General features: G+C 60.6%; 12 protein-coding genes. 8 read left to right on the top strand and 4 right to left on the bottom strand.

Annotated features, from left to right (window positions below; genetic code table 11):
- The first annotated feature begins 43 nt into the window (after window positions 1–43).
- From AD930_RS17125 to AD930_RS17115, 3 genes are read left to right on the top strand one after another with little or no spacing between them, the layout of a single operon-like run.
- On the top strand, window positions 44–1,666 hold the full coding sequence (locus tag AD930_RS17125; protein ID WP_043553235.1) for a lysine--tRNA ligase: 1,623 nt from the start codon (window positions 44–46) through the stop codon (window positions 1,664–1,666).
- 54 nt (window positions 1,667–1,720) lie between these two features.
- Window positions 1,721–3,757 (top strand): lysylphosphatidylglycerol synthase domain-containing protein, encoded by a 2,037-nt coding sequence (locus AD930_RS17120; RefSeq protein ID WP_244150645.1) that lies wholly within the window; start codon window positions 1,721–1,723, stop codon window positions 3,755–3,757.
- Between the two features lie 47 nt (window positions 3,758–3,804).
- Window positions 3,805–4,533 carry a MarC family protein gene (locus AD930_RS17115; RefSeq protein WP_043553238.1) on the top strand — a complete coding sequence of 243 codons (729 nt, stop codon included), beginning with the start codon at window positions 3,805–3,807 and terminating at the stop codon, window positions 4,531–4,533.
- Between the two features lie 84 nt (window positions 4,534–4,617).
- On the opposite strand, the gene AD930_RS17110 is transcribed toward AD930_RS17115, so the two are convergent.
- Window positions 4,618–5,439 carry a 23S rRNA (adenine(2030)-N(6))-methyltransferase RlmJ gene (locus AD930_RS17110; protein WP_061507139.1) on the bottom strand — a complete coding sequence of 274 codons (822 nt, stop codon included), beginning with the start codon at window positions 5,437–5,439 and terminating at the stop codon, window positions 4,618–4,620.
- Window positions 5,436–6,548, bottom strand: coding sequence for a tRNA (adenosine(37)-N6)-threonylcarbamoyltransferase complex transferase subunit TsaD (tsaD, locus tag AD930_RS17105; RefSeq protein WP_061507138.1), 1,113 nt, complete (start codon window positions 6,546–6,548; stop codon window positions 5,436–5,438). The genes AD930_RS17110 and tsaD overlap by 4 nt, the downstream gene beginning before the upstream one ends.
- A gap of 172 nt (window positions 6,549–6,720) precedes the next feature.
- Between tsaD and hemC the strand changes: the two genes are divergently transcribed.
- Window positions 6,721–7,794, top strand: coding sequence for a hydroxymethylbilane synthase (gene hemC / locus AD930_RS17100; protein ID WP_043552120.1), 1,074 nt, complete (start codon window positions 6,721–6,723; stop codon window positions 7,792–7,794).
- Window positions 7,795–7,803: 9 nt separating this feature from the next.
- On the top strand, window positions 7,804–8,553 hold the full coding sequence (locus AD930_RS17095; RefSeq protein WP_061507137.1) for a uroporphyrinogen-III synthase: 750 nt from the start codon (window positions 7,804–7,806) through the stop codon (window positions 8,551–8,553).
- Window positions 8,554–8,686: 133 nt separating this feature from the next.
- On the opposite strand, the gene secB is transcribed toward AD930_RS17095, so the two are convergent.
- The gene (secB, locus tag AD930_RS17090) at window positions 8,687–9,184 is read right to left on the bottom strand and encodes a protein-export chaperone SecB (RefSeq protein WP_043552122.1); all 498 of its coding nucleotides are present in this window, start codon (window positions 9,182–9,184) and stop codon (window positions 8,687–8,689) included.
- 124 nt (window positions 9,185–9,308) lie between these two features.
- A complete protein-coding gene (locus AD930_RS17085) occupies window positions 9,309–9,827 on the bottom strand; it encodes a histidine phosphatase family protein (RefSeq protein WP_043552124.1) in 519 nt (172 codons plus the stop codon).
- A 164-nt stretch (window positions 9,828–9,991) separates the two neighbouring features.
- Here AD930_RS17085 and AD930_RS17080 point away from each other — a divergent pair, with 164 nt between their 5' ends.
- The 3 genes from AD930_RS17080 (at window position 9,992) to AD930_RS17070 (ending at window position 13,070) form a co-directional block, all read left to right on the top strand.
- Window positions 9,992–10,669 carry a Tim44/TimA family putative adaptor protein gene (locus AD930_RS17080; protein WP_061507136.1) on the top strand — a complete coding sequence of 226 codons (678 nt, stop codon included), beginning with the start codon at window positions 9,992–9,994 and terminating at the stop codon, window positions 10,667–10,669.
- Window positions 10,666–11,511 (top strand): DNA-methyltransferase, encoded by an 846-nt coding sequence (locus tag AD930_RS17075; RefSeq protein ID WP_043552127.1) that lies wholly within the window; start codon window positions 10,666–10,668, stop codon window positions 11,509–11,511. The genes AD930_RS17080 and AD930_RS17075 overlap by 4 nt, the downstream gene beginning before the upstream one ends.
- Window positions 11,512–11,636: 125 nt before the next feature.
- Window positions 11,637–13,070: a cytochrome-c peroxidase gene (locus AD930_RS17070; RefSeq protein ID WP_061507135.1), complete on the top strand. Its 1,434-nt coding sequence runs from the start codon at window positions 11,637–11,639 to the stop codon at window positions 13,068–13,070.
- Window positions 13,071–13,185: the final 115 nt, after the last annotated feature.

The following is a 13,185-nucleotide window of genomic DNA, read 5'->3' as shown; positions in this document are numbered from 1 at the left end:
TTTTGGATTGACCGGGAGCGGTGCAGTTCATAGCTTCCGCACCATGTCCGAGAACCGCTCAAACCCCGAACCCATTCTTCCCCGCGCCTGGCCTTTTGAGGAAGCGCGAAAACTTGCCGAGCATGTGGATGCCCGCACGGCTGCCAAACCGGACACGGCGGCAAGCCCTGCGCTGCTGGAAACCGGCTACGGCCCGTCCGGCCTGCCGCACATTGGCACGTTTGGGGAAGTGGCGCGTACGTCCTGGGTGCGTCAGGCCTATACGGCGCTGACAGGCCGCCCGACGCGCCTGCTGGCCTTCTCGGATGATATGGATGCCCTGCGCAAGGTGCCGGACAATGTGCCGAACCGGGAACTGCTGGAAAAATATATCGGCCAGCCGCTCTCCCGCGTGCCGGACCCGTTTGGCACGCACGAGTCGTTTGCAGCGCACAACAACGCGCGCCTGTGCAGCTTTCTCGACAGCTTCGGCTTTGAGTATGAATTTGCCTCTTCCACCACCTACTATACGTCGGGCCGGTTTGATGCCGCGCTGAAGCGGGTGCTGGAAGTGCATGATGAAATTCTGGCGGTCATTCTGCCCACGCTCGGGCCGGACCGTCGGGCCACCTATTCTCCGGTTCTGCCGCTGCACCCGCGCACGGGTGAGGTGATGCAGGTGAAAATGGACGCCATTGACGCCGCAGCGGGCACGGTCCGCTGGACCGATGCGGATGGTGAGACGTTTGAAACACCGGTAACGGGCGGCCACGCCAAGATGCAGTGGAAGGCCGACTGGGCCATGCGCTGGTATGCTCTGGGCGTCGATTATGAAATGTCCGGCAAGGACCTGATCGACAGCGTCCGTCTGTCTGGCCGCATCTGCCGTATTCTGGGTGGCACGGCTCCGGCTGGCCTGACCTATGAGCTGTTTCTGGATGAAAACGGCCAGAAGATTTCCAAATCCAAGGGCAACGGCCTCTCGGTTGAGGAATGGCTGCGCTATGCGCCGCAGGAAAGCCTCGGCCAGTTCATGTTCAACCAGCCGCAGCGCGCCAAACGCCTGTTCTTTGATGTGATCCCCAAAACGGCGGATGACTATCTGACGCATGTGGAAAAAGCCAAGGCGCTGCAGGCAGCCGATAGCGAGAGCGTGGACCTGAAGGCCAACCCGGCCTGGTTTATCCATAAAGGCCATATCCCGACGGATGCTGGCAGCCCGGTGCCGTTTGGCATGCTGCTCAATCTGGCCAGTGTGGCCAATGCGGAAACGCCGGAAGTGCTGTGGGGCTTTATCCGCCGGTATGATCCGTCCGTTTCTCCGGACAGTCACCCGATGCTGGCCAACCTCGTCAGCCACGCGATTGCCTATTATGCGGACTTCGTGCGTCCGGCCAAAACCTTCCGCGCCCCGACGGACAAGGAACGTGCGGCTCTGGTGGACCTTGCCGAATCCCTGCGTGGGTATGAAGGCGAGGCTTCCGACGCCGCAACCCTGCAGAATCTTGTGTTCGAAATTGGCAAGCGCCACGCGTTTGAACCGCTGCGCAGCTGGTTTGGCTGTTTGTATGAAGTGCTTCTGGGCCAGAAGGAAGGCCCGCGCTTTGGTGGCTTTGTGGCTCTGTATGGGGTGGCGGAAACCGTTGCTCTGATTGAGGCTGCTCTGCTGCGAGAGTCTCAGGCGTAAGCGCGGGATCTTGTCTCCATGGTGAAGAACATGTCGTCATCACCACAAGGACAGATGCCTAAGCACCAGCCGGAAGGGCCGGGGTGGAAGCGATGGCTTAAGCATCTGCCACACCTGATCGGGCTGCTGCTGATGGTGGCCGCGATCGGGGTGGTGCAGCATGAGCTGCGTCATCTGCGCCTTGCGGACATCAAGCAGGCGATGATGGCCATTCCGGGCCGTCAGCTTTGGCTGGGTGTGGCCTGTACGTTTTTCTCGTACTTTATCCTGTCGTTTTATGACCGGCTGGCCGTCATACAGGTTGGCTACAGGCAGATCTCCTTCCGCCGCACGGCGTTTGCGGCGTTCTGCTCTTATGTGTTGTCACATAACCTTGGGTTTTCGGCTGTTTCTGGTGCTGCGGTGCGGTATCGGCTGTATCGCAACTGGGGGGTCAGCTCCTTTGCTATAGCCCAGATTATCGCCTTCTGTTCCGCGACCTATCTGTTGGGGGCCGCCGTGCTAATTGGCGGCGTGCTGGTGTGGGAACCGCAGGTTATCCCTATGGCGGGCAGTCACGTGCCGAGCCGGGTGCTGGCCGTTATTGGTGTGCTGCTGTGGGCTGCTGTGCTGGGCTATATCGGCATGGCCTTCAAGGTTCGCACCTTTACCTTCCGGAAATGGACGGTGGATCTGCCATCTCCACGGATGGCCGTGATGCAGACGGTGGTCGCGGCGGCGGACGTAGCGGCGACGGCGGGCATTGCCTATGTGCTGCTGCCGCCCGGTATTGGCGTGGATTACGGCTCTTTTCTGGCCATTTATATCGCCTCCTACACCGCCGGGCTGATTGCCAGTGTGCCGGGTGGTCTGGGCGTGTTTGATGGTGCCATGCTGCTGGCCCTTGGGCCGTATATGCCTGCACCGCAAATCCTCGGCGTCGTGCTGATTTTCCGGTTGTTTTACTACATCATCCCGCTCTTCATGGCCGGGATCATGTTCGCGGGGCATGAGCTGTTCTTGCGGGGCGATGCTGCGCTGGCGGAAAAGAAGAGCCGGAAGCAGAAAACCCCCACAACTGTGCGGACCCGCCCCAGTCAGGTAGTGCGGGAAAGTGAAGCCGATTTTTCCGTGGCGGTAGCAACGGGCACGGTCTCACTCTGTGGCCTGATGCTCATTTGCCTTGTGCTGCTGGACCCTGTGCCCAAGTTTGGTGTGGTGCAGGCGGGACTGTTTTCTGCCGCCGGGTCTGTGAGCAACTATCTGCTCTCGCTCATGGGTGTTGCGCTAATTGGTCTGGGGATCGGCCTTTCACAGCGCGTAACGCTTGCATGGCGCGGCACGCTGGCACTGCTGGTGACGGCAGCCATCCTCACCTTCCTGCGTGGGAATACGGTGATTGTGCCGGTCATGCTGGGGCTTTCAGCCTTTTTGGTCGCACCGTTCCGGGCTTGCTATTACCGCCACGCCCGCCTGTTGAGTGAGCCGCTTTCCACCTCCACGCTGCTCTGCCTGCTGCTGCTGTTTGGGTGCGTGATTGCGCTGGCCAATCGGCACGGTGCCGGAAGCTGGTGGCAGATGGTGTTCATCTTCCCGGCCTCAGGCGCTGCCCGCTGGACCATTGCACTGGCCGTACTGATGGCGCTGCTGGTGATTGGCCGCCTGATGTGGCCGGGCCGTATTGCGGTGAAGGAGTGGGATGCGGACGCCTGCGCGCATTACCTCACGCTCGATCACGCCATGCCCACCATCGAGGACCTTAAGCCGGAAGGCTTTGTGGCCGGTGAGGGCGGTGAGGCCGTAATCCCGGTCCGCCAGAGCGGGGCCTTTCTTGTCGGGCTGGGTGACCCGGCCGGGGCGCAGGAAGATTGTGTGTCCGCCATCTGGCGTATGCGGGATCTGGCCTTACAGGACGGCCTGAAACCCGTGTTCTGGCAGGTCGGGACACCGTTTTTGCGGATTTATGATGATATTGGCCTGAGTGTCTGGCCAATGGACGATGGCACAGGGCTACATTTCTGCTATCCGGCGAACGATATTGCTCTCGCATCCAAGTTTTTTGCCACCTATAAGGGCGGCAGAATGGATTCTCCGGCGTCTGCCGGGCAATAAGGTTTTATGCAGGGCTTCGTAAGAGGCCGGTTTTGCTGGATACGCGCATGTCGGCTGATTTTACTGCCTCGTTATTTAGCGGAGGGGCCGCCCGTGTGGCGACAACCTCCTTCCTGCTGGCATTTCCCGCCCTGTTTTCCATCGTCAACCCACTTGGGGCCTCGCTGATTTTTGCGCAGGCAACGGCAGGCCGCTCGCAGAAGGAAATCTTCGCACTGGCCCGGCTGGTGGCGTTCTATTCCTTTGCGCTGATGGTGGTGTCCATCTGGTTTGGCAGCAAGGTGCTGGTGTTCTTCGGTGTGACCGTCAACGCCCTGCGCGTGGCAGGTGGCACCGTAGTAGCCGTGCGCGCGTGGGACCTGCTGCAAAGCCCGGAAAGCATTGAAGCGCAGAAGGAAAAGCAGGCGTTGCAGGGCGGCAAGACCGTCATGTCTCCCAACTGGTCTGACTCAGCCTTCTTCCCGCTGGCTATGCCGTTTACCGTGGGGCCGGGGACGATTGCCGTCGCCATTGCGCTGGGCTCAGGCTGCCCGCCGGGGGCGTCCTTTCTGGCGTATGAAGGCGGCATTACCATTGCAGCAGTCTGCGTGGTGCTGATTGTCTGGCTGGCCTATTCCGGCTCGGAAAGACTGGTTTCCATGCTGGGGGTTACAGGCACCCGTATTGTCAGCCGGATGGCCGCCCTCGTGCTGCTCTGCATTGGTGTGCAGATTCTGGCGGCCGGTGTGCAGGGCTTTGTGGTGGACATCTGGCAGCACATCAAAGCCGCTGGCTAAGGCATTTTTCTTGGGTAGTCTTTGGAAGGGCAGGCGACACACTGTGTTGCACTGCCCTTTTTTCTGTGCGGCTTTCAGGCGGGTTTATTCCGCCGTAATCTGCGTCACTGTGGCGTCTTGCGCATGCAGCAGAGTTTCCAGGCGGTTAAGCTGGGCCGTGGCCTGTTCCGCAAAGCCGTAAGGCGGTTTGATGACGATCAGCCCCGCGCCATTCAGCCGGTCCGGGTCCACAGGTTTGCGCATCAGCAGTTCAGTAGCCAGAACATCGGGCACACCGGCATCCTGCAAGGCCGTATAAAAGGCCCGAATGGGGGTGCGATGCTTGATGGGGTACCAGATGGCAATCATGCCCGTGGGGAAGCGTGCGCGGATGGTGTGGACGGCTTCAAGCAGCCGGTCGAATTCCCCGGGTTCTTCAAACGGCGGGTCAATCAGCACCAGACCGCGTTTGGCGGTTTTGGGCGGTAGCAGGGCACGAAGGGCTTCATACCCATCACGCTCATGCACAAACACATTCGGGGTGCGGGTAAACAGGCCGTAGAGCTTGCGCTTATCGTCGGGGTGTTTCTCGCAGCAAATCAGCTCATCCTGCGGGCGCAGCATCATGGATGTCAGCACCGGGGAGCCGGGGTAATAGCGCGGGCATCCTGCTTTTTTGACCAGATCCAGCCAGGGAGCGAGGGGGCTGTCCGGTCCTTCCTCAGCCAGCAGGCCGATGCCCTCTTTCCATTCCTGCGTTTTCTCGGCTTCCTCGCTGGTCAGATCATACCGGCCAATGCCCGCATGTGTATCCAGCACCATGAACGGGCTGGGTTTGCGCAGAAAATGGCCGAGTAGCGTGACCAGAAGCGCGTGCTTCATGCAGTCTGCAAAGTTTCCGGCGTGGAAGGCGTGGCGATAGTTCATACAACACTCTCTTGGGGGGTAAAGCGGGCGGCCATGTCTTCAAGCGGCCAGCGCGGGCGAGGGCGGACGGTGCTGTCATCCGGCTGAGGCAGGCCGAGGTCAGCAGCTTCCCGACAGGTTTCAAGAGCAGCCCAGCCGACCATCACAGCGTTATCCGTGCACAGGCGCAGGGGCGGGGCGGCAAAGCGCAGGCCAGCACTAGCGGCAACCTCTTCCAGCCGGGCGCGCAGCACGCTGTTGGCGGCTACACCGCCTGCTGCGACCAGCAGACCGGCTTCGGGCATCATTTTCAGGGCGTTGCTCACCCGGTCCGCCACAACATCCGCCACAGCCTGCTGGAAGGAGGCCGCGAGGTCTGCTGCAAACTGGTGGGGCAAGGGGTCCAGCCCATACGGGGCCAGTTTTTGCGAGAGCGCGGTCTTCAGGCCGGAGAAGGAGAAGTCACACCCTGCGCGGCCCATTAGCGGGCGGGGCAGGGGGATGGCCTTCGGGTTGCCGGACTGCGCCAGTTTTTCCAGTGCGGGGCCGCCGGGCCAGCCGAGGCCGAGCATCTTGGCGACTTTGTCGAACGCTTCGCCCGCCGCATCATCAATGGTGCCGCCCAGCTTGCGGTAACGGCCAACACCTTCCACGGCAATGCACTGGCAATGGCCACCAGAAACCAGCAGCAGCAGGTAAGGGAAGGCAGCCCCACCCGGTACCAGACCGGGCAGGCGCGCCGTCAGCGCGTGGGCTTCCACATGGTTGACGGCCACAAACGGCTTGCCGAGTGAGAGCGCCAGCCCCTTGGCAAAACTGGCCCCCACAATCAGGCCGCCAATCAGCCCCGGCCCGGTGCTGGCGGCCACAAACCCGACCTCATCCGGAGTCATGCCTGCGTCTTTCAGCGTGGCCTGCACGAGTCCGGGCAGCAGGGCCAGATGGGCGCGGGCGGCAATTTCCGGCACCACGCCCCCAAAATCTGCATGGCCGTCCTGCGAGACGACCCTTTGTGCAAGGCATACGCCCTCGCTCGAGAGGATGGCGCAGGCGGTTTCATCGCAAGACGATTCGATAGCCAGCACAGGTCCGGCAAGGGCGCTGTTTTTCGGCAGGTTCTGGTGGCTCATCGCCCTGTGGCTCCATGTGCTGTGATGGGAAACAAGCCCTGATATTCCGTATGCTGTTCGGGGTCGAAACGGTCTGCTGCGCGTGCCGTGCGTCTCTGGGGCGCAAGTTTTTCAGACCTTTCAGGTATCATGGCTTCTTGTCCTCTCTCCATTCCCGGTAATAGACACTCTTATGGACTCAGCCTACCCTTCCTCGCCCGCCCCTTCGCCCGCGCTGCAGAAAGTTGCGGCGGAAGCGGCAGCTCGCCAGAAAAAGACCTCCGGGCATGCGTCCCGTCGTCTTCTGCCCCTCCGTGTCGGAACGCGAGGCTCCCCCCTCGCGCTGGTCCAGACCCGTGCCTTCCTGACCATGCTCACGCGCTTCTGCCCCGTGCTGCGGGATATGGGCGCGTTTCAGGAGCATCAGATCAACACCACGGGTGATCAGGTGCAGAACCGCCGTCTGGCTGAAATTGGCGGTAAAGGGCTGTTTGCCAAGGAAATTCACGAGGCCCTGTCTGACGGACGCATTGATTTTGCCGTCCATAGCCTCAAAGACCTTGAAACCACACTCCCCCCCGGCCTTGTGCTGGCCTGCACGCTGCGGCGTGAAGATGCGCGGGATGCGCTGATCCTCGGTCCCAACCTTGCCCCGACTGACCCGGATGATCCGTATTCCGCGCTGCCGGAAGGAGCACTGGTGGGCTGTGCGTCTGTGCGTCGTCAGGCCCAGATGCTGCATGTGCGGCCTGACCTGAAATTCGGCCTGCTGCGCGGCAACGTTCAAACCCGACTCGACAAGCTGGCTGCCCGCCATTGTGACGCAACGCTGCTGGCGCTCGCTGGCCTGCGCCGTCTGGGCATGGCAGAGCGTGCCTCGCTGGTGCTGTCTCCCACCGTCATGGTGCCTGCCGCAGGGCAAGGCATTGTGGGTGTGACAGTGCGTGAGGACGATATTGAACTGCGCGAACTGCTGGCGGCCATTGAGGATTATGAAGCCCGCGCTGTCGCCACGGCAGAACGTGCCCTGCTGGCCGAACTGGATGGCTCCTGCCGCACGCCGATTGGTGGCTATGCGCAGTTGATTCCGGTTGTGGCGGGTGAAGAACCTAAACTGCACCTGACCGGCCTTGTAGCGCGGGAGGATGGGTCCTTCCTGCTCAAACGCGCCATCAGCGGCTCACCGGAAGATGCGGCACGTCTGGGTAAGGAACTGGGTGAAAGCCTGCGCGCCGATAGCCCCGCCGATATTTTTGAAGACAAGTAAGGCAGCCTGATGCCAACCCCCGGCACCAGCCCCGGCGTGCTGGTCACGCGGCCGGAGCCGGGGTTGTCTGAAACGCTGGCCGCTGTTTCTGCCGCCGGATGGGTGGCGTATGCCTCTCCGGCGTTGTGCATTACGCCCCATAGCCTGCGGGCTTTGCCGCACCACTTTGCCGCCTGTGTGCTGACAAGCGGGCAGGCCGTGCAGGCCGCACAGGCTTCTCTTCCCCCCACATGCCCAGTTTACGCCGTAGGTGACCGCACAGCGCAGCGCGCGCAGTCAGCCGGATTTACGGCTGTGCAAAGTGCGCGAGGCGATGCGGAGGCTTTGGCAGCGCTGATTATCCGCACCCTTACACCAGAGTCTGGCCCGCTTTTGCTCCTCTCCGGCGCGCGGCAGGGCATGGAACTGGCGGACAGATTGCGGCAGGCGGGATTTCGGGTGGTGCGGCGTGTGGCCTACACAGCCCGGCCAGCCCGGCAGATTGCACCGGACGTGCTGTGCGCTTTGCGGGCAGGCGAGATTAGCCACAGCCTGTTTTTTTCTTCGGAAAGTGCCGTGAGTTGGCTGGCGGCTTTGCCCGAGGCGTATCGGGATGCCGCGTGCCGAACCACTGCGATTGTTATCTCGCAGGCGGCGGCAGCCGTGCTGGAAAAGGCCGGGTGGACGCACTGTGTGGTGGCGGAAAAACCCACGGCACAAGCGATGCTGGCGGCACTGGGTGTTTGCCCTGCGGGTCGGATCTTACGGTCTTCAGACTAGGGCGCCAGGAAGCTGGACGCAGGAAGCGCGGAGGCACAAAAAAACCGGCCTCCGGAAAACTCCGAAAGCCGGTTTTCAAGAAACCGTTTAAAAACCGAGGCCTGCAGCGTGTTACCGGCGCAGGCCGTCAGTCTCAGGCATTGCCAGCGGTCTGCGGGAATTCCGCACGCTTGGCCTGCCACAGGGCCACAAAGTCGATCGGCTGCAGCACGATCGGCGGGAAACCGCCATCACGCGTGACATCGCTGATGATGTTGCGGGCATACGGGAAGATCAGACGCGGCACTTCAACCAGCAGCATCGGCTCAATCAGCTCCTGCGGCGGGTTGGTCAGGGTGACAACAGCAGCATAAGCCAGCTCGGCAATAAATACCGTGCGGCCAGCAGCGCCACCTTCCGTTTCCGGGGCTTCTTTTGCTTCGGTCTTGATAGCCAGCGTCACTTCATAAACGGACTCGTCGTCCTGAAGTTTGGAGGCCTGAACATCAATGTTCACGGCAATGTTGGGCTGAGAGCGCAGTGTAGCAAAAATTTCTGCGCCACCGGGCACTTCAAAGGACAGGTCCCGCGTGTACTGCAGGTTAATGGCCAGCGGAAGGGCGGGCGGGGCAGACTGTTCAGAGTCAGACATGGAAAAATGCGCTTTCGTAATCAGGTCACACTGAGGTCTTTAGCGGTAGCATGCTGGTCTGGCTTCGCCAACCGTCAGAATGAGACAGAAAAAATTAAAAGGATTTTCAGGCGGTAAGCCAGAGTCAGGCAGGCAGATGCTGCCAGTCCCCATTTTCCAGGCTCTCGCCACACAGGCCGAGCAGGAACCACCAGTGGGAGACAACAAGCGTTGTTCCGGCATCCGGCTGCTGCGCCATGAAGGTGCGGAAACGCTGCACGCGGTTCTGCATCATGCCGTCACTTTCCGGTGCGGCAGTCCACCAGACTTCCTCCAGCGCATCGAAATTCAGGTGGGGCCAGCTTTCATACAAGGTGGAGGCGCAGGAGCCTTCATCGCACGAATACATGGCGCGTTCCCGCACCAGCGGAGTGACTTCCGGCGTAATGTTCAGCGCGCGGGCAAGAGGTGTGGCGGTCTCCAATGCCCGGGTGAAAGGGGAGACGAGGATGCGTGTAATGCCTTCCCCCACCAGTTCCTGCACAAGGCGCTGCGCATGCACGCGGCCCCGGGTGGACAAGGGAGGGTCTGAGAGGCCGGGGTCACGCCCTGTGGCAGTGTACAGCCGGTTGAATTCGCTTTCGCAGTGCCGCAGAATAATCATGGTCCCAGCACTTAGGAACAGCGACCGGACTTCCGCAAGGGGCAGAGAGAGTGTGCCGCACGCATTGTATCGGGCAGGGGGCTTGTCTATGTATAAAGACGAGGTCTCCTGAACGATAAGGCTGCGCCTGAAGCCCGGGCTGGTCGAACATGGACGTGTGACAGATGGATTTTTCTTTCGGCCATTTTCCGGTCGATCTGATTCTTTTCGCTCTTGTGGCGGCGTTTCTGGCGCTGCGGCTGCGTAGTGTGCTGGGCAAGCGCGTTGGCATTCAGCCGGCCCCCATGCCCGTGCCCCCGCGCCCGGATGCAGCGGGGAAGGTGATAGACGGCAAGGCGGAACAGGTTGAAGCCGTGGCCTATGATATCCCCGGTCAGGGCACACGGGTGGGCCAGCTGCTGCTGGATGTGCAGCGGCAGGACAGTACGTTTACGCCGCAGCAGTTTCTGGCTGGTGTGCAGACCTCTTTCCAGCAGGTGGTGAAAGCCTTTGCGGAGGGCGATCGCGCAACCCTGCAAACCCGCCTGACCCCGGCTGTCTATGCCTCGTTTGAAGCCGCCATGGATGCGCGGGACGCAGCGGGTGAAAAACAGCGCAGTGAGATCAAAACGATTCGGTCTCTGGCGATTGAGGATGTGCGTCTGGTGACACTGGATGTTGGCACCGGGGCCTCCATTGATGTGCGGATTGTATCCGACCAGATCAGCCTGCTGACGGACGCGCAGGGCCAGCCCGTCACCGGGACGGATGCTGTGACCGAATTTTCTGATCTGTGGACGTTTGAGCGCCTTCTGGGTGTTAACGGCAGCAGCTGGCGTCTGGCTTCGGCGCGGAGTGCGTGAGAGCACGGGCCGGGGCTAAACCCAAACCGCCTGCCCGAGCGCAGCGGTACAAGGTTGGCCAGCAACAGATTATCCGGGGGGACTGCCAGCGTGCGCTGCGGCGCATGGAGGCGGACTCCGTTGATGTCATCATCACGTCACCTCCCTACAATATCGGCCTGTCCTACCGGAGCTATCCGGACAGGAAGGAAGAGGACGAGTATCTGGACTGGATGCTCGACGTAGCACACGGCCTGCGCCGGGTGCTGCGGGCCGATGGCTCGTTTTTCCTGAATATTTCAGGCTCTTCCGCTCAGCCCTGGCTGCCGTTTGAGCTGGCGGTGCGGCTGCGGGACGTGTTTGTGCTGCAAAATCATATCTCGTGGGTGAAGTCCATTTCTGTTGGTGAGGACAGTTTTGGCCATTTCAAACCCATGAACAGCCAGCGCTTCCTGCATCGTGGGCATGAGCATCTGTTCCACTTCACCCTCAGCGGGGATGTGAAGCTGGACCGGCTGAGTGCCGGGGTGCCGTATAAAGATAAATCCAACATTGCCCGCCGCGGGCATGAGCAGGACCGGCGCTGCCGGGGTGATGCGTGGTTTATTCCGTATGAGACCGTGCGCGACCGCAAACAGAAATTCGACCATCCGGGCACCTTTCCCGTGGCATTGCCAGAGCAGTGCCTGCTGCTGCACGGGCAGGAGGAAGCGCAGGTGCTGGACCCGTTTATGGGCACGGGCACCACGCTGTTAGCCGCGCAACGCCTTGGGTGTTTTGGGGTGGGGATTGAAATTGACCCCGAGTATGTCGCCATTGCGCGGCAGCGCTTGAGAGAGGATCTGGAGGCTGCGGAAGACTGACAATCGACTGTTTGAATGATTTTTATGAAAATAATCGTTTTGACATTTTGATATGTATCAAACACAACCCTGACAACAGCGAATAAAAGCTATGCAGTGTTTCTAAGATTTCAGGAGTTGTGGTGTTGCGCAGATTAATAGCCTCGTTAGTAGGTGTGGGTGTTCTGGCTTATGGTGGAACAATTGCCTTCCTGACCCATTTTGACCATGTGACGGCCCCCGAATTACCTGCTGCTTCACCCACGTTAAAAGACCCCGTGGCTCTCGCAGCGTTTAATGCTGTGCGGGAATCCCGCTGTGATTACTGCCACGCGGTTGGCCGTGATCTGCCGTTCTACTTCAAGCTGCCGATTGCCAAGCAGGTGATGGAAAAAGACCTGCATGAAGGTCTGCGCCATTTCCGCATTGAGCCGGTTCTGGAAGCGTTCAAGGACGGCAAGCCGCCGACGGAAGAACAGCTGTCCCGTATTGAAGAAGTCATTACGCAGAACCGCATGCCGCCCAGCATGTATCTGCTCATGCACTGGCATGCGCACCTGTCTGACGGTGAGCGTCAGGCTGTGCTGAAGTGGGTGGAAGACACGCGCCGCAAATACTACGCCAACACGGGGGCAGCCTCCCAGTTTGCTGGTGAGCCTATCCGCCCCGTGCCGGAAAGCGTGCCGGTGGATGCAGCCAAGGTTGCGCTGGGCCGCAAGCTGTTCTTTGACAAAAACCTGTCTGGTGACGGCACGCTGAACTGCGCAAGCTGCCATGACCTGAACCACGGTGGCGTGGACCATCTGGTAACGGCCACGGGCATTGGCGGCCAGAAAGGCCCCATCAATGTGCCGACGGTGTATGACGCCTACTTCAAGATTGCCCAGTTCTGGAACGGTCGTGCGGATGATCTGGCAGCACAGGCTGCTGGCCCCGTGATGAACCCGGTAGAAATGGGCTCGCATGACTGGGCTGGTGTGGCGCAGAAGCTGGCGACCAACCCGGAATACGCGCCGATGTTCCAGTCCGCCTTTGGCACAGATGCGGCGATGGATCAGAACACCATCACCTCCGCGATTGCCGAGTTTGAAAAAACGCTGATTACGCCGGATAGCCCGTTTGATGACTATCTGAAGGGCAACACCAGCGCCCTGAGCGAACAGGCCAAACGCGGCTATGAAAAGTTCAAGAGCATTGGCTGCTCAGGCTGCCATAGCGGCATTGCCGTGGGTGGTGGTGCGTATGAAGCGATGGGTCTGGAAGGCGATTACTTCAAGGACCGTGGCGGCAAGCTGACCGCGGCTGATGAAGGCCGCTATGATGTGACGCACAAGGATGAAGATCACTTCCGCTTTGTGGTCCCGACCCTGCGGAACATTGACCAGTCCGCTCCGTACTTCCACGACGGCAGCGCAAAGACGCTGGACGAGGCCGTGCGGAAAATGGCGAAATATCAGACGCCGGATGCTGCAATTTCTGATCAGGACGTGAGCGACATTGTGGCGTTCCTCAAGAGCCTGACCGGCAAGTATGAAGGCCACTCTCTGGCCGACATGGGGCAGCCTGCCGCAGCTCAGTAATGCGCAGAAAAAACGAGGGATCAGCCAGATAAATGCGCTGGTCCCTTGAAAGACGGCCCCTCAGCAGGTGATAAGCTTGCCAAGGGGCCGTTTTTATTTGGGAAGGAATACCAGT

Origin of the sequence: Acetobacter malorum (assembly GCF_001580615.1) — a bacterium.
Lineage (GTDB): Bacteria > Pseudomonadota > Alphaproteobacteria > Acetobacterales > Acetobacteraceae > Acetobacter > Acetobacter malorum.
The sequence above is the reverse complement of the archived record's forward strand: the minus strand, read 5'-3'. Positions and strand labels throughout refer to the sequence as shown.